The 17,875-nt window shown below is 64.5% G+C and carries 5 protein-coding genes; all 5 read left to right on the top strand.

Annotated features, from left to right (window positions below):
- Window positions 1-11 precede the first annotated feature (11 nt).
- The 5 genes from FRC96_RS13270 to FRC96_RS13250 all read left to right on the top strand — a co-directional run bounded on the left by FRC96_RS13270 (window position 12) and on the right by FRC96_RS13250 (window position 17,868).
- Entirely contained in the window at window positions 12-1,418 is a 1,407-nt protein-coding gene (locus FRC96_RS13270) for a tetratricopeptide repeat protein (protein WP_146974975.1), read from the top strand.
- Between the two features lie 132 nt (window positions 1,419-1,550).
- On the top strand, window positions 1,551-1,841 hold the full coding sequence (locus FRC96_RS13265; protein ID WP_146974973.1) for a hypothetical protein: 291 nt from the start codon (window positions 1,551-1,553) through the stop codon (window positions 1,839-1,841).
- 64 nt (window positions 1,842-1,905) lie between these two features.
- Complete coding sequence (locus FRC96_RS22665) at window positions 1,906-3,903, top strand: AgmX/PglI C-terminal domain-containing protein (protein WP_146974972.1); 1,998 nt, start codon at window positions 1,906-1,908, stop codon at window positions 3,901-3,903.
- Window positions 3,904-4,225: 322 nt separating this feature from the next.
- Window positions 4,226-5,089 carry a tetratricopeptide repeat protein gene (locus tag FRC96_RS13255; RefSeq protein WP_230470228.1) on the top strand — a complete coding sequence of 288 codons (864 nt, stop codon included), beginning with the start codon at window positions 4,226-4,228 and terminating at the stop codon, window positions 5,087-5,089.
- Window positions 5,090-5,373: 284 nt separating this feature from the next.
- Window positions 5,374-17,868, top strand: a complete 12,495-nt coding sequence (locus FRC96_RS13250; protein ID WP_146974968.1) for a tetratricopeptide repeat protein — start codon at window positions 5,374-5,376, stop codon at window positions 17,866-17,868.
- Window positions 17,869-17,875 lie beyond the last annotated feature (7 nt).

Raw genomic sequence — 17,875 nt, 5'->3', positions numbered from 1 at the left:
AAAAGAGACCTATGCGAGTTTCTCAACATACATTGCTCATCCTCATCGCGGCGCTGGCGCTTTCCCTGTCGACGGCCTGCGGTAGTGCGTCCACGAAGGCCGACGACTTGAGTCAGGCCACCGAGTCCGGTGGCACCAGCAACGTCAACGCGATCGCCGAGTTCGAAAAAGCCGTCGAGGTCTGGGAGGCCGGCGGCGAAGGCCGCAACGCCGAGGTCAAAGATCTTCTGGAGAAGGCCCTTAAAGAGGACCGCCGCTTTGGCAAAGCCTGGTTCAACCTCGGCGTGATCCGGGAGATGGAGGGCGACCTCGAAGGCGCGCGCGAGGCTTATGAGAAGGCCGCCGAGTTCGCGCCAAAACTTGGCGAGGCCTACGTCAACATCGGCATGCTGGAGATGGAGCGTGGTGAGCGCGACGAGGCCTGGGATTACTTCCAGCGCGCCATCGAAGTGCAGCCGTACAACCCGGCGGCGCATAACAACATCGCGGTGATGTTGCGTGAGCGCGAGGAGTACGCCGAGGCCGTCAACCACGCGCGTCGCTCGCTGGCCGGTGACTCCCAGAACACTCGCGCCTACGGCAACCTGGCGCGTATTTACTTCGATCGCGGCAACCACCAGGTCGCGCGCCTGGTGATGTTTAACGCCATCCAGATCGATGAGAATGACCCGGATCTCTACAACATCCTGGGCCATATTGAGCTTGTGCGAAACGATGTGACCTCGGCCATCGCGTACTTCCAGAAGACTCTGGAGGTCGATCCCGAACACGTGCCCGCGAAGATGAACCTGGGCGCGATCATCCTCAACGTGCGTGACTACGAGCGCGCCATCGAGCTCTTTGAGAGCGTCCTGGAGCTGGAGCCGGAGAACAAAGAGGCCATCATCGCCATCGGCGTCGCCCGGCGCGGCCTGGGCGACCTGGCCGGCGCTCGCCAGGCCTACGAGCGGGTGCTGGAGCTGGAACCTGAGAACGCCCTGGTGCAGTTTAACCTCGGCGTGCTCGAGCACGAGCACCTCGCGCAGAACGCCCAGCTCGGTGGTGACACCGAAGCCCCCAGCCCCGATGACATGGTCGGGCAGATGGACTGGACGATCGCCAACCTGGAGAACGCGATCAGCCACTACGAGAAGTCCATTGAGCACTACAACAACTTCCTGCACTACGAGGGCGGCGAGTACGTCGAAGAGCGCGATGACGTCAGTCAGCGCATTGAGCAGGTGCAGCAGATCATCGACATGACCCGCGAGCAGATCCCGATGCTCGTGGAACAACGCGATATGATCGCCGCCGAGGTGGCTCAGGCCGAGGCGGCCGCAGCTGCCGAAGCCGCTGCCCCGGAGGAGCAAGCTCAGGACGCGCCAGCGGCCGAAGAGGGCGCCTCGGATGAGAGCGCGCCGGTTGACGAGAGCCCGTGATCTTTACGTCCCTTTACCCAACCGGGGTTTGGCAGGGTTTTCATCGGTGTGTTACTCTTCTTGGAGCATACTGAAGCGAACAATCAGGTGATCGCGGGGCGCACCAGGCGCCCGGATCGAGGAGACGAAGCGATGAAACGCGCGTTCTTAACAGGTTTGGTAGCGCTGGGGATGATGGCCCCGGCGGTGTCCTTCGCTCAGTCCTTGCCGGAGGCCGGCGCGGCCAGCGGTCAGGCCGGCGATGAGGGCGTGGTCTACGAGCAGGAGACCACCTACGACTTCGACGGTGAGGACCTCACCGGTAACCTCATTCGCCCCGACGGTGAGAACATCACCGGCGATCAGCGAGGCAAGACCAGCAGCCTGATCAACATCCGTCAGGACTTTATCCCTGAGATGCTCAAGAGTGTTGAGACGCTCTAGTTTGCAGGGTTGGCAGCCGCAGCCCGGGTGCGTGTGAATCGCACACGCCACGAGTGGAGATTGCATGATGCTTCAAGCCGAAATTATTCAAGCCGGTCAGGTCGTCTCGACGGTCAAGCTCGAGCAGGACAACGTCAAGGTCGGCAAGCTCTCCAGCTCGCACATCCGGCTGGATGACGATCGTGTCTCGCGCATTCACGCGGTGCTGGAGCGTCAGCCCGACGGCAGCTTCGTGGCGATCGACCTGGGCAGCGCCTCGGGCACCTACGTCAACGGTGAGAAGATCACCAAGGCGGCGGTGGGCGCGGGCGATGAGTTGCAGTTCGGCGACACTGTGGTGCGTCTCTCCGAGGTTGTGGAGGTAGCGGCCAGCCCGGCCGCCGCGTTCGCCGCCACCGGCGAGCTTCCCGAGGGCTACATTCGCCTTGAGGATGGCTCGGTGGTGCAGCCCTTCACCATGGAGGGCTACTACGACGACGCCGGCAATTACATCCCCGGTTATTACGACGAGGAGGGCACCTACCACTACGGTTACGGCTACCACGATGATCAGGGAGCCTGGCAGGTCGCCCACGGCTTCTACGATCCTCAGGGCGAGTGGGTGGCGACCCCGGATCCCGCCGGTGAGAAGGGCCCGAGTGATACCGAGTTGTACACCGAGCGCTTCTTCGATCCGGTGGGCGGGCAGACCCTGGAAGTGGCGTTTTTGTGGAGCGACCACGTCCTGGCGGTCAACGCCTACGAAGATCCGCGCTCGGTGATCATCGGCCCGGACGAGACCAACGACTTCGTGGTCGAAGACCCGCTGGTCAATCAGCCGAAGTTCCCGCTGGTCAGCTACAGCGAGGGCGGCGGCTACCGGGTTAACGTCTCGGCGCAGATGGAAGGCCTGATTCAGCACGAGGGTCAGCAGTTTACGCTGGCCGAGGCCATCAGCCGCGGGCTCGCTACGGGGAGCTCCGAGGTGGCCGGTGGCTACAGCATCGCGATGGGGCCGCGCACCAGCGTGCGGGTGGAGTTTGGCTCGAACACTTTCCTGATCCACTTTACGACCATGCCGGCGCTCGGTGGTGGGATGATGGCGATCGACCGCCAGCCCATCCCTTACCACGCGGCCAGCGCTATGCTGCACATCCTCTTCCTGGTGATGGTCTTCTCCTGGCCGGAGGGGCACGGGGCGTTTGAGCTTCATGAGTTCCAGGCTCAGGACCGCTTCGTGGAGCTGCTCGCGCCGCCGGAGCAGGAAGAGATCGAAGAGGAAGTCCCCGACTGGCTCGAAGGCGGTGCCGATACGGAAGAGGCGGCCGCGCAGAAGGGCGACGAGGGCGAAGCCGGCGATGAGATGGCCGAAGAGGCCGACAACCACCTGGCCGTTCAGGGACCTGAGACCAACGATGAGATCGAGCTTCGCAAGGCGCGCGACACCGAGATCGCCCTGAATACCGGTGCGCTGGCGGCCTTTAACGACGCGTCGCTCAGCAGCATGTGGGGCTCGGGTGACACCTCGGTGGGCAGCGACGCGATGCACGCCCTGGGTAATATGACCGGTAGCCAGGCTGGCGCGGCCGCCGGTGTCGGTGGTCTGGGACTGGCCGGTGCCGGTCGCGGCGGCGGCGGTGTCTCGGAGCGCGGCATTGGTATGGCCCAGGTCGGTACCGCGGGCCGTGGTGGTGGGGGCAAAGGCGGCGGCAATTACGGCCGTGACGGCGCCAACCTGGGCGATCGCGAAGTCCGTCAGCCCAAGATCATTCCGGGTCGCCCGGCGGTTCAGGGCTCACTCGACCGGGAGATCATTCAGCGTGTCGTGCGTCAGCACCGCCGCGAGATGCAGCACTGCTATGAGCAAGAACTCCAGCGCAACCCCAACCTCGCCGGGCGCATCACCGTGCGCTGGGTGATCTCCCCGACCGGTTCGGTCACGATCGCTTCGGTGACGGAGACGTCGATGAACAACTCCGCGGTAGAGCAGTGCATGACGCAGCGCATTCGCCGCTGGGTCTTCCCCGAGCCCAAGGGCGGGGGGATCGTCAACGTGAACTACCCCTTCAACTTCAGCTCCTGAACACTCAGGCGTGAAGGACTGCTACGACCAAAAGGCTCCCGAGAGGGGGCCTTTTGCGTTTACAGCTTCGTGACGTCAACGGGCCTCGGGCGATGCGTGGTCGTGCCGAAGGATGTTTCGCACCCCGATCGAATCGCAACACTTGCCCGGTTGTCAGCGCTTCGGCGCAGGGGGTACGATGACGTTGCCGCATCCCGTGCCCCGGGGCGCCGGAGCGTTGAACTCACGTTTTGACCGGAGGAAGCGATTGATGAGTCTGCCCAGCCGTGTGAAGACCAGGTGCGTCGAAGCAAAGGGGAGGGCGCGTGTGAAGGCGCTCCTGATGAGCTTGCTTGTGGCGTGTGTTCTGGTGGGATGCAACGCCGACCGGACCGCCGCAGTTCGTGAACTCAATGTGGGGATGGAGGCCTTTCAGGCCGGCTCGTCCAGCGAGGCGGTCGAGCATATGGAGGAGGCGCTGCGCATTGATCCGACCTTCGCCGAAGCCGCCTACCTTCTGGGGCAGGTCTACCAGATGCGCCTCAACAACTACGAGGAGGCCGCCCGCGGCTACCGCCGCGCGCTGGATCTTGAGCCGACCAACGCCCAGTACGCCTACCGGCTGGGCACCGCGCTCGTTGACCAGGGCAAGCTCGATGATGCCGTCACTCAGTTTGAGAAGGCGGTGGCCAATGACGAGACCTTCTCACGCGCGTGGTTTCGGCTGGGGCTGACCCAGGACCGCCTGGGCAACCACACCGACGCCGTCGCAAGTTACACCCGGGCCATTGAGACGAACCCGCGCCTGCGCATGAGTAAAGAAGATCCGGGCGGCGAGCATTACCACGCGCTGGCCGACCTCTACCTTCGTTTCGGGCTGAGCGACCACGCGGTGCAGGTCTACGAGAACGGGGTTCAAAACAACGCGACCTCCACCCGTCTTCTGCACGGCCTGGGCGTGGCGCGCATGGAGCTTGGGCGCTTCGATGAGGCCGCCCAGAGCTTTGAGGCGACGATGAAGCAAGAGCCCGGGCACGGTTCCGCCAACTTCAATCTCGCCGTCGCCCACCACCGCCGCGGTGACACCGACGGGGCCGTCGCGCAGCTGGAGAGCTTTCTGGCCAGCGGTGCGGCCACCCAGGATGTGGCGCGCCAGGCTGCAGCTCAGGCATTGCTGACCGAGCTTCAAGAAGACGAAGAGAAGTAGCAGTTCCGGCAGGGGCGCGTGCTGTCGCGATGATCGTCATACGGCGCGTTGCCGCTCTTCGGAGCGCTGTGGTATACCTCGGCCAACGATTTTCGATGGTCACGTTGAAGTGTGATGTTCAGACCTTTCCCCCTTTAGAGGTCCCTGATGCAGGCGGCGCCAAGGCGCTGGCTGCGGGCCCCCTATGACCGAGCCGGGCGGTTGACGTCGACGCCCTGAGCAAAGGCCCCGCGGACTGCGGGCCGGCGCTCTCTTCCTTACCCTCCAGGCCGACCAAAGAGCACATGAATCGCGAAAACCAGGTTCAGGAATACGTCGCCCAGCTGGAAGCTAACCCCTACGATCTCGCGCCTGTGGGCCGTCTGGAGGAGGCCTTCGGGTCGACCGAGGAGCTGGCCGAGCTGGTGGCGATCTTCGAGCAGCGCGCGCAGGGATCTGCCTCGCGTGACGCCGCCGCTCGCCTCTACCTCGAAGCCGCGCGCATGGCCGGTGGTCGCCTCAACGACCTGGAGCGCAGCGTGGAGCTGCTCGGCCACTCGCTGACCGTCGGGGAGGATACCCTGGTCAGCGTGGAGGCGTATCTCTTCCAGCTGGCGTTGCAGGATGACGCCGATCAGCTTCAGACCTTCTTCGCCGAGGCGCTGGAACACGATACCGACGGCGGCTACCAGAGCCGGCTCTACCAGCGCATGGGCTCGATTCTGGAAGACTTCGTCGGCGACCTGGAGCAGGCCGATACCGCCTACAAGTGGGCCCTGGATCTGGACCCGAACAACGTCATCGCGCTCTGGTCGCGTCAGGTGCTCGCCCGCAAGCAAGCCGCCTGGGAGAAGCTCGCCACGCTGATGATCGAGGAGATCGAGCAGACCGCCGATCCCCTGCGTCAGTCGGCGCTCTCGCTGACGGTCGGCGAGATCTACCGCGACTATTTGGACAGCGCGGACAGCGCGCGCCAGTGCTTTGCCTTTGCCTGGGAGCAGGACCCCACCAACACCGAAGCTCTGCAGGCTGCGGTCGCGCTGGGCTTTGAGCCCGAAGGCGTGGAGATCGACGCGCTCGAGGAGATCTCGGCGGTCGAAGAGGTCGAAGAAGAGGCCGCGCCGATGACGATGGAGCTCGATGACTCTTTGATGCTTGAAGAGATCGAGCCAGAACCTGTCTCCGAAGAGCTTCCTGAGCTTCCCGTCGAGGCTGCCGAAGCCGCGCCGATGACGATGGAGCTCGACGAGTCCCTGATGCTCGAAGAGGTCGAAGCGGAGCCTGTTGGCGACAACCTCCCGGATCTTCCGGTCGAAGTCCTGGAGGCCGAGGACGAGGCGCTGGAAGCTGCCGATGAGGTTGAAGAGCTCGAAGCGCTGGAATCTGCAGACGTCGAAGAAGGCGAAGAGATCGAAGCGGCCGGCGACGTCGATGACGCTGACGAAGTCGTCGAAGAGATGGAAGCGCTGGACGCTTCCGATGAAGACGAACAGGCGCTGGAGGTCGCCGACGAAGTCGACGAACTCGAAGCTCTTGATGAGGCCGAAGAACTCGACGAGGCCGAGGCGCTTGAAGCGTCTGAAGACGACGAGGCCGCGGAACTGGACGCGGCCGACGCTTCTGAGGACGTTGAAGAACTTGACGAGCTCGAAGAGCTCGATGCGGCGGACGAGGTTGAGGTTGTCGCCGACGAAGCGCCCGCCGCTTCGCGTGACTGGCGCGATCGTTTTGCCTCGATGGTCGAGCGTGCGGAAGCCGCCGGCGGCGAAGAAGGCCTGCGTCTTCTGGTGCGCGCGGCGCGCTTGCAGGCGCGGCACACCACCGACGCCGATGAGGGTGTCGCGCTCTTTGAGCGCGCGCTCGCCACGGGTCAGGGGCTCGAATATTACAAGCGGATCAGCTACCTCTACGCCGACAACGCCTTCTGGCAAGGCGCGCTCGACGCTGTGGAGTCCTCCGAGGTGGAAGGCGGCGGCGCGCTGCGCGCGCGCATCGCCCTCTACGAGCTCAGCGACGTGGAGATGGCCCGCACCATCGCCGAAGATGTCAACGATGAGGCGGTCCTCGACGCGCTCTCCGATCTTGAAGAAGCCCAGGCCAACTGGCGCAAGTTCCAGCGCAGCCTGGAGCAGCGCCACGCCGATCTCGACGCCGAAGAACGCGCGCTCAAGGTGTACCTGCGCATGGCCGATCTGGCCGCTGCGCTCAACGAGCCCGACAAAGAGATCGACGCGCTGCGCCGCCTGGAGCGACAGGTCGACGCCGAGCAGGTCAAGAGCCGCCTGAAGATCCTGTACAAGCGCGCCGCCAAGTGGCCGATGTACGTCGACCTCGTCAAGCAGGAGGTCGAAGCGCTTGAAGAGGATCGCGTCGAAGACAAGGTCGACCTGCTCTACGAGGTGATCCGCGTCTACCGCGAGGAGATGAACCAGGATCGCATGGCGATCAACATCTACAAAGAGATCCTCGGTCTCGCTCCCGAAGACCTCGATGCCATCGATCAACTGATCGATCTCTACGGCGACATGAACATGTCGTCGGATCTGATCAACATGCTGCAGACCAAGGCCGAGATCGTACCGACGGCCGAGCAAAAGGTTGCGATCTACAGCCAGATCGCCACCCTCTTCATTGAGAAGTTCCGCAACCAGGCCGAGGCGATCAAAGCCTACGAGCAGGTCCTGGAGATCGAGCCCTACAACAGCGACGCCATCACCTTCCTCAAGGAGATGTACGAGAAGCGTCGCGACTGGGAGAGCCTGATCGACGTCTCCAAACGCGAGATCGAGACCTTCGACTCCGATGAGGCGCGCGCCGAAGGGTTGAAAGAGGTGGCGCGCCTGGCCACCGACAAGCTGCGCAAGCCGGAGGTCGCCACCGAACTCTGGCTGGAGGTGCGCGCGTTTGCGCCGGCGGACGCCGACGCCCTCGACGCGCTGGAGACGCTCTACGAGAAGAACCGCGATTATGAGGCGCTCGCTGAAATTCTCGAGCAGAAAGTTGCGCAGAGCGAAGACGCCGCCGAGTCGATGAAGCTCTACCAGAAGCTCGGCATGCTCTACGCCGACCGCCTGGAAGACAGCCAGCGCGCCACCGAGGCCTGGAAGGGCGCGCTCGCGCTCGATCCCGAGGATCTCAAGGCGCGCAAGGCCCTGGAGCGTCTCTACATCGACAACCGTCAGTGGGATGAGCTCGAAGCGTTCTACGCGGAGTCCGACGCTTACTCCGATCTCGTGCGCATTCTCGGTACGCTCAGCGGCACGATCAAGGAAGACGACGTCAAGATCGAGCTTCTGCTGCGCTCGGCGCGCATCTGGCGCGAAGAGCTCGACGACACCAACCGGGCCGAGCGCGAGCTTGAGCGCGTGCTGCAGCTCGACGCCGAGAATGAAGCGGCGGCCGCCCAGCTCGCTCCGATCTACGAAGAGGCCGGAGACGCCGGGAAGTTGAAGTCCGCGCTGGAGATCGTGCTCTCGCACCGCGAGGAGCCCTCCGAGCGCAAGGCCCTTCAGCTTCAGCTGGCGCGCCTGCACCGCGATAGCCTGGACGATGTTGAGGGGGCGTTCTCCCGCTTCAGTCAGGCCTATCTGGAGGTCCCCTCCGAGCTCGATGTGGTCGCCGAGTTGGAGGCGACCGCTGGCGAGGCCGGCGAGTGGTCGACGCTTGTGGAGCATTACCGCCAGGCGCTTGACGCCGACCTCGACGAGGCGCAGACCCTTGAGGTGCGTGCGCTTCTGGGCCGCGTGCTCTCGGAAGAGCTGGGCGATCTCGACGCGGCGCTGGAGCAGTTCCAGGCCGTGCTCGATGTGGAGGAGGATAACCTGCGCGCGCTCGAAGCGATGGAGCGCATCTATTTTGCCAGCGCCCGCTGGGACGACCTGATGCAGGTCTACCGCCACCGCCTGGAGCTGGAAGACGACCGCGACGCCCGGGTGCAGATCCTCCAGGGCATGGCGCGCATCGCCGAGGTGGAAGCCTCCGATGTGGTCACGGCCATCGCGCGCCATAACGAGGCGCTGGAGCTCGATCCGCATAACTTCACCTCGCTGGCCGAGCTGCACCGCCTCTACGCCCAGGAAGACGAGTACGCCGACCTGGCCGATGTGATCCGCAAAGAGATCGATCTTGTGGAGCGTCGCGCGCGGCTTAAGAGCCGTCGCTACGCGACAAACCTGGTCGACATCGAGGCGTTGATCGGTGAGGGCGCTCCGCAGGAGCGCTCCATGTTCGGCGAGGGTTTTGCCGGGGGCGATGACGTCGAGGATGTGCTCGCTGACCTGAGCGACGATTCGGTCGCTCAGGAGATCGCGGCGGAGTCCGGCGATGAAGACTCGGCGGCCGAGGCCGTTGAGGCCGCGCAGGAAGAGGCGATTGAAGGCATCGAAGATCTCGACACCATCGACCTGGGCGCGCCGGCCTATTACACCGAAGAGGACGTCGAGTTCTTGAGCGCGTTGCGCTTCGAGCTGGGTCTGGTCTGCATGGACCACCTCGGTGAAGTCGAAGAGGCCGTCGCTGCGCTGGCCAAAGTTGTGCTGTGGCGCCCCGATCACGCCGAGGCCTGCCAGGCCCTGGAGCGCCTGCTCGACGATGAGCTCTTCAAAGCCGGTGTCGCCACGATCCTGGAGCCGGTCTACGAGGTACACGGCCGCTGGGAAGATCTGGTGAGCTCGTTGAGCATCCAGGCCGAAGCTGCCGATGAGCCGGAAGCGGCGCGCGAGCTTGAGCGCCGCGCCGGCGATGTCCTGCTCAATGAGCTTGGCGAAGGCGCGCGTGCCTTTGAGCGCTACGCCCGCGTGATCGCGAGTGACCCCGCCGACGCCTCGGCCCGCGAGCAGCTCTATCGCATCGCGCACGAGCTTGAGCTGTGGGATGAGCTGGTGGTTGCCTGCGAGGCGGTGCTCCCCGAGATCGAAGACGACGCGCTGCGCGTCGACTACTTCTTTGTGCTCGCCACGGTGAACGCCGAGCGTCGCGAGGCTTATGACGACGCGCGCCGCAACCTTGAAGAGGTCCTGCTCATCGACGCCGGCTCCGCCCGTGCGCTCGATGATCTCGAAGAGCTCTTCATCACCACCGAGGCATGGCGCGACTTGCTGGAGGTCTTCGACCGCAAGATCGAGCAGGCCGAAGAAGCCGCCGAGGCCGAGGCCCTGAAGTTCCGCAAAGCCCAGGTCTGGGAGAACCTCCTGGAGGACGCCCACCAGGCGATCGCGATCTACCTGGAGATCCTCGACGACGCTCCGGAGAATCTGCGTGCCTACGCCGAGCTCGACCGCATCTATGAGGCCGAGGCGATGTGGAACGAGCTCGCCACCAACCTCGAAGCGGAGTTGGAGCTGGTCGACGAGGAGGCGCAGCTTCCCATTAAGAATCGCCTGGCCGCGCTGGTGGAAGCGCAGCTTGGCGACGCCTCGCGAGCGGTCGATCTCTACGAAGAGGTACTGGACGCTGACGCCGACAACATGGCGGCCAACGCGGCGATGGAAGTCTTGATGATGCAGGAGGGCGCGCCGCGCGCTCGCATCTCGAAGATCCTGGAGCCGATCTACATCGCGCGCGGCGACGCCGCGCGCCAGGTCGCCGCGCTGGAGGTGCAGGTTGAGGTCAGCCAGGACCCCGACGAGCGCGTCGCGCTCCTCCACCGCATCGCCGCGCTGCATGAGGGCGAGCTGCAGGATATCGCCTCGGCCTTTGTGACCTACGCTCGTGCGCTGCGCGACGATGTGGCCAACGAGGCAACCCTGGACAACCTCTACCGCATCGGTGAGGCCACCCAGAGCTTTGAAGAGCTCGTGCAGGTGTTTGAGCAGGAGGCGGAGTACCAGACCGATCCGGACGTGAAGCGCGACATGATGCGCCGCGCCGCGGCCATCTACATCGAGCCGCTCGCGGAGCTCGACCGCGCCACGGTGCATCTGCACGCGGTGCTGGAGCTCTTCCCGGCCGATCTGGAGACGGTCGAGGAGCTGGAGACCATCTACCGCCACACCCAGGAGTGGTCGGAGCTGGTGCAGATCCTGGTGACCAAGTCCGAGCTCGTCGAAGATCTCGATGAGCGCAAAGATCTGCTTCACCAGGCCGGCACGCTCTTTGAAGACATCCTCTCCGGGCCGGACGAGGCCGTGGAGGTTTACCACCGCGCCCTGGCCATTGATGAGGCCGACCGTCACGCCATTGACCGCCTCGAGGTGCTCTACACCGAGATGGAGCGCTGGCACGACCTGCTCGAGATCTACCAGCGCAAGCTGGACCTGGCCGACGACGATGCCGCACGCAAGGATCTGCTCTACGTGATGGGCGCCATCTACCAGGAGCACCTGCAGCAGCCCGACGACGCCATCGACACCTACCGTCGGGTGCTCGACCTGGACGCCAGCGAGAAGAACGCCCTGGAGAAACTCGATGAGCTCTTTGAGGCCACGGAGCAATGGCACGAGCTTCTGGAGACGCTTGAGCAACAGCTCCAGCTCTCGCCCTACGCTGAGGAGATCGAGACGCTGAAGTACCGCTCCGGCCGCCTATGGGAGGTTCAGCTGGGCGATGCGCTTCGGGCCGTCGAGGTCTATCAGGATGTGCTCTCGCAGAACCCGCAGCACCAGCCCTCGATCGAGGCGCTGGAGGGGCTGGTCGAGCGCAATGAGCAGAGCGTGGAGGCAGCCCAGGTGCTGCAGCCCCTCTATCAGGACGCCGGCCAGTGGGAGAAGCTGGTCTGGGTCTACCGCCTGCTGATCGACGCCACCGAAGATCCCGATCGTCGCATCGAGCTCTACAAAGAGGTCGGTCCGATCGTCGAAGAGCGCATGGGCGATAAGGCTGAGGCGTTCACGACGTATGTCGAAGCTCTCAACGTCGACGCCGGCCGCGTGGAGATCGTCGACACCCTGGAGCGGCTCGCCGGCGAGCTGGGCGCCTGGGATGTGTTCATCGAGCAGATCGACCAGCGTCTGGTCTCGGTGACCGATTTTGAGGTCGCCACCGCGCTGCACCTGCGCGTCGCGCGCATCTTCGAAGAGGAGCTTGACCAGCCCCAACAGGCCATCACGCGCTTTACCCGCGTGCTGGAGATTGAGCCTGAGCAGACCGACGCGATCCTCGCGCTCGACCGCCTCTACCAGCGCGAAGGGGAGTGGGCGAACCTGGCCGAGATCCTGCGCACCCGCATCTTCAGCAGCGAAGAGCCCGCCGAGGCGATGGAGCTTCGACTGCGCCTGGGGCTGCTTTACCAGGCCGCGCTCGACGACGCGGAGAACGCCATCTCCACCTACCAGGAAGTTCTCCTGGAGGAGCCCGACAACGCCCAGGCCATCGACAACCTGGAGCAGATGTTCATGGAAGGGCGTCAGGTCCAGCGCATCAGCGACATCCTGGAGCCCTATTACCTGGAGAAAGGCCAGCACGAGAAGTTGGTCGAGATCTACCTTCAGCGCCTGGAGATGCTCGACGACCCGATCGAGCGCTACGAGCTGCTCACGCAGGTGGCGCGCATCTTCCTCGACCCGCTGCAGGACTTCGGTCGCGCGATGCAGGCCTACGGCGCGGCGCTGGTGGAGCGCCCGGACGACGAGATGGCCATCGCCGAGCTCGATCGCCTGGCCGAGCAGACGCTGGACTGGGGCGCGGCGGCGTCGTTCTACGCCGACGCGCTGGAGAGCCCGCAGATCACCGACGACGCCGCCCTCGATCTCTGGCTGCGTGTGGCGACGATCCTCGACGCTCGCCTGGAGCAGTTCGAAGACGCGGAGATGGCCTACCTCAAGGTGCTTGAGCTCGACCCGACCCACGCCGAGGCGCTGGCTGCGCTCGACCGAATCTACCTGGCGCAGGCACGCTGGGCGGATCTGGCCGGGGTGCTGGAGCGTCGTGTCGAGGGCACCTACGACGAGCTGGAGGTCGTCGAGCTGAACTTCCGTCTGGCGCAGGTCTTCGCCGAGCAGCTCACCGACTACGATCAGGCTGTGTCCACCTATGAGCGCATCCTGAGCATTCAACCCGATCACGAGCAGGCGCTGGCCAACCTGGAGCAGATTCACACTGCGCTGCAGTCCTGGGAGCCGCTCTTCGATGTGCTGGAGCGTCGCTCGCAGCTCACCCACGATCCGGACGAGCAGGCCGACTATCAGGCGCGGATGGCGCGTATCGCCGAAGATATGCTTGGCCGCACCGATGACGCCGTCGATCTGTGGGAGCGCGCCAGTGAGCTTCGCCCCGATGATCGCATGGCGCTGGGCGAACTTCGCCGCCTCTACCTCGACGGTGAGCGCTGGGATGACCTGGTCGGCGTGCTGCGCCGTGAGGTGGAGCTGAGCCAGGATCCCGACGAGCAGCTCAACCTCTACGAGTCGCTCGGTACGATTTACGGCGAGTACCTCAACGATGAGATTCAGGCCCAGGATGCCTGGACGGCGGTGCTCGGGCTCGATGCCCGTCACCTGCCGGCGCTTGAGGCGCTGCGTGACATCGCCACCCGTCAGGCCGACTACCAGCAGCAGGCCGACATGGTGGAGCGTCTGATCGCTCACGAGCAGGTCGCCCACGAGCGCAAGCTCGACCTGTGGGTGGAGCTCGGCCGGGTGCAGGGCGACATGCTCATGAACCCGGAGGCGGCCATCGACGCCTGGAAGAACGTGCTCGGGCTTGACCCCGGCCACGAGCAGGCCCTCGATGAGCTCGAAGGTCTCTACCTCCAGGAGAGCCGCTGGGAGGAAGCCGCCCAGGTGCTCGAGCTGAAGGCCGACCGGATGCAGGACGCCGAGCAGCAGATCGAGCTGCTTACCCGCGTCGCCGAGATCTGGGAGACGAAGCTCCTCGATCGCGACCAGGCCGTGCAGTTCCACCGCGCCGTGCTCGAGATCGATCCGATGCGGATGTCGGCCAGCCGCGCGCTGGAAGCCATCTTTGTGGAGCAGGGCACCGCCGAGGGCTTTGAGCAGCTCGCCGGCGTCTACCTGGACCGCGCTGAGATGGTCGGCGACGACATCTTCGAGCGCGTGGAGAACCTGCGAAACGCCGCGCGCATCTTCGAAGAGAACCTGATGCAGCCGGAGAACGCGCTGGTTGTGCTGCTCTCGGCGTTCGGGCCGGAGACGATGAGCGATGAGGCGCTGATCGCCGACATTGAGCGACTCGCCCGTCAGACCGGGCTCTGGGAAGAAGCCGTCAGCCGCTTTGGTGACGTGCTCCGTGCCATCGACGACTCGCCCGAGGCGGCCGAGCTTCATCGCCTTGTGGGTCAGTGGCGCGCCACCGAGCTCAACCAGCCCGATGAGGCCGTCTACCACCTGCAGCGCGCGCTGGCGATCAACCCCGACAGCGTCGAGATCCTGGAGATGCTCGAGGGGCTCTACCGTCGCCTCGCGGCCTGGCCGGAGCTCGCCCAGGTGCTGCGCACCCAGGTCGATCTGGTCAGCGAGCCGGACTCGCGCGTGGAGCTGTGGCGCAAGCTCGGTGAACTCAGCGAGATGCAGCTCGGTGAGGTGGATCAGGCGGTGGAAGCCTACCGCGAGATCCTGGTCATTGACCCGACTGACATCCTGGCGATGGAGAGCCTGGAGCGCGTCTTTGAGACCTTTGAGCGCTGGGAAGAGCTCGTGGCGGTGCTGGAGCAGAAAGCCGGCGCCACCTACGACCCCGACGCGATCGTGGCCATTAAGAGCCGCGCCGCCGAGCTCTGGGAAGTTCAGCTCGGCGACATCGGTCAGGCCATCATGGCCTACCGCGACGTGCTCACCGTCGATCAGACCCACGCCCCCACGCTCGAAGCGCTGGAGCGGCTTTATACCCAGAGCGGGCAGTGGGATGAGCTGGTCGATGTGCTCGAACAGCGCCTGGCGCTGACCCACGAGCCCGACGCCCAGGTGGCGATTTACGGCAAGATGGCCGGCGTGTTCGAAGGGCAGTTCGGCGATATGGAGCGCGCCGTTGAGAGCTACAACAACATCTTGATGGTCGACGTGGAGAACGTCACCGCCATTGAGAACCTCGAGCGCCTCTACCACGCGCTGGAGCGCTGGTTTGAGCTGGTCGATGTGCTGCAACGCCACATCGAGCTCTCGCAGCGTGGCGAGGAGAAGGTCGCGCTCTACACCGAGCTTGGGCGCGTGCAGCGCGACCAGGTGCGTGATCCGCATTCCGCGATCGAGGCGTTTAATGCCGCGCTGGGGCTCGAGCCCATCAACCCGCAGCTGTGGTCGGAGCTCGCGCAACTGCATGAGTCCACCAGCAACTGGGAGAGCGCGGTCGAGGCCTACAATCGCCTGGCCGACCAGCTCGAAGATCCGGCTGAGCGCGTGGATGTGTACTTCCGCGCCGGTCAGTTGATGGAGAGCCAGCTTCACGACCACGCCAACGCCGAGGATGCCTACCTCTCGGCGCTGCGCCTGGAGCCGACCCACCCGGGCGTGCTCGACGCGGTGCGCAACCTGCTGGCGATTCAGCAGGAGTGGCAGAGCCTGATCCGCGTGCTCAAGGCGGCCGAAGAGGCCACCCGCGACTTGAGCGCGAAGGCCGCGCTGCAGTGCGAGATCGGTAAGGTTTACGAAGAGCAGGTCGGCGACGAGGTCAGCGCGCTGCGCTATTACGAGTCGGCCCTGGAGCTTGAACCGCGCATCACCGAGGCCGCTGAACCTCTGATCGACGTGTATGTGCGCGAGCGCCGTTTTGAGCGCGCCATCCCGCTCCTTGAGATGGTCATCGGCGTCTTCAGCCAGGGCTCGGCGCCCGCCAGTGAGCTTCACCGGCGTCAGCTCCAGCTCGCCCAGGCCTACGACCAGCTCGCGCAGCCCGAACGCGCCCTGGTGGCCTACCGTAACGCCTATGAGCTCGATCCGAACGATATGGAGACGCTCAAAGGCCTCGGTCAGCTGCTCTACGCTCGCGAGGAGTGGGAGCAGGCTTCCAAGGTGCTTCAGGCGCTGCAGCTGCATCACGCCGACAAGCTCGAGACCCCGGAGCTGGCCGAGATCTACTTCCGCCTGGGCTCGGTGCGCAAAACCCTTGGCGAGATGCGCAAGGCCAGCCAGTACTTCGAGAAGACGCTTGAGCTCAGCCCGCAGCACCGGCCCACGCTGGTTAACCTGGTGGAGGTCTCCGAGGCTCAGAGCAAGTGGGAGGATGTGGTCCACTACACCCGCTGGCTGCTCGACGCTGAGAGTGACCCGACGGCGCGTTTTGCCCACCTCTCCAAAATGGGCGACCTGCTGGCGACCAAACTCAACCAGCCCCCGGCGGCGGTCGATGCTTACGAGCAGGCCCTGGCGCTGGAGCCCAAGAGCGTGGTCATCCTGCGCAAGCTGCTCGACCTCTACACCAAGACGCGCCAGTGGCATGAGGCCGTCGATATCCTCAAGCGCATCATCGAGCAGGAGCAGGATCCGGGCCGCATCGCCAAGTACTACTACACCGCGGCGGTGATCTACCGCGATGAGATCGACGACCCGATGCAGGCTGTCGCGCTCTTTGATGAGACGCTTGATGTGGACGTGAAGATGCTCAAGGCCTTTGAGGCCATCGACCGCATCCTCACCAAGCAGAAGGAGTGGAAGGAGCTCTCGCGCGCCTACCGCCGCATGCTTCACCGCGTCAGCGAGCACGACGACGGGCAGATGGAGAGCGTCAAGACCCTGCTCTGGCAGAACCTCGGCGAGATCTACCGCACGCGCCTGGGCGACATGGAGACGGCCATTGAGGCGTATAAGATCGCCGTGGGCTTGAACCCCTCCGACGAGAAGTTGCGCCTGATTTTGGCCGAGCTCTACGAGAAGACCGGCAGCGATCCGGAGGGCGCCATCGAGCAGCATCGTGCTCTCATTGAGCTCGATCAGTTCCGGGTTGAGAGCTACCGCGTGCTCTTCAAGAGCTACATCCAGACCAAGCAGTACGACAAAGCCTGGTGCATGGCCGGCGCGCTCAGCTTCCTGCAGAGCGCCTCGGAGCAGGAGGAGACCTTCTACCGCAAGTACCTGGGCGCCCATATGCAGCCGGCGCGTGGGACCTTCAATGAAGAGATGTACAAGCGCCTCTACCACCCCCGTCAGGATGTGCTGATCACGTACATCATGACGGTGCTCGGCCAGGGCCTTCGCCCGATGTACTCCCTGGCCTCGATCAAGGACTGGGGCGTGCATAAGAAGCGCGACCTGGTCGACCTCGAAGAGCAGACGCCCTTTAACAACGTGTACCGCTACGTGGCTCAGACGATGCAACTCCTGCCTGCGCCCCGGGTCTACCTCAAGGGTGACCAGGCCATGGGCATGCGCAACGCCAACGTCGACCCGGCGGCGGTGATCATCGGTGGCGATGTGCGCCAGAAGAGCGGCGACCGCGAGCTGGCGTTCATCATCGCCAAGTCGCTCACCTGGGTGATGCCGCGCCACTACGTTGGCTCGATCGGTCAGCCCACCGAGTTCTTGAAGCTGCTCTTCATGGCGCTGATGGACATCACCGACCCGAGCTTAGGCATCGGCGCGACGCTCGGCGAACAGGGCGCGCCGATCAAGGAAGAGCTCATGGCGCTTCCGGGCCCGATGCTGATGCAGGCGCAGAAGGCGATGAAGCAGTTCCTGAGCAAGGGCCAAAACCCCAACCTCTCGGAGTGGGTGCTGGCGGTGGAGCACACCGCGATCCGCATGGGGCTGCTCATCTGTGGTGACCTTCACACCGCGGCGGGCTGCATCAAGAGCGACCTGGTGCCGATGGGCAAAGCCAGCGTCAAAGAGAAGATCCGCGAGCTGGTGCTCTTCTCCATCAGTGAGGAGTACTTCCAGCTGCGCGAGGAGCTGGGGCTGGCCATCGGTAAATAACGCCGGG

Source organism: Lujinxingia vulgaris (genome assembly GCF_007997005.1).
GTDB lineage: Bacteria > Myxococcota_A > Bradymonadia > Bradymonadales > Bradymonadaceae > Lujinxingia.
The sequence above is the reverse complement of the archived record's forward strand: the minus strand, read 5'-3'. Positions and strand labels throughout refer to the sequence as shown.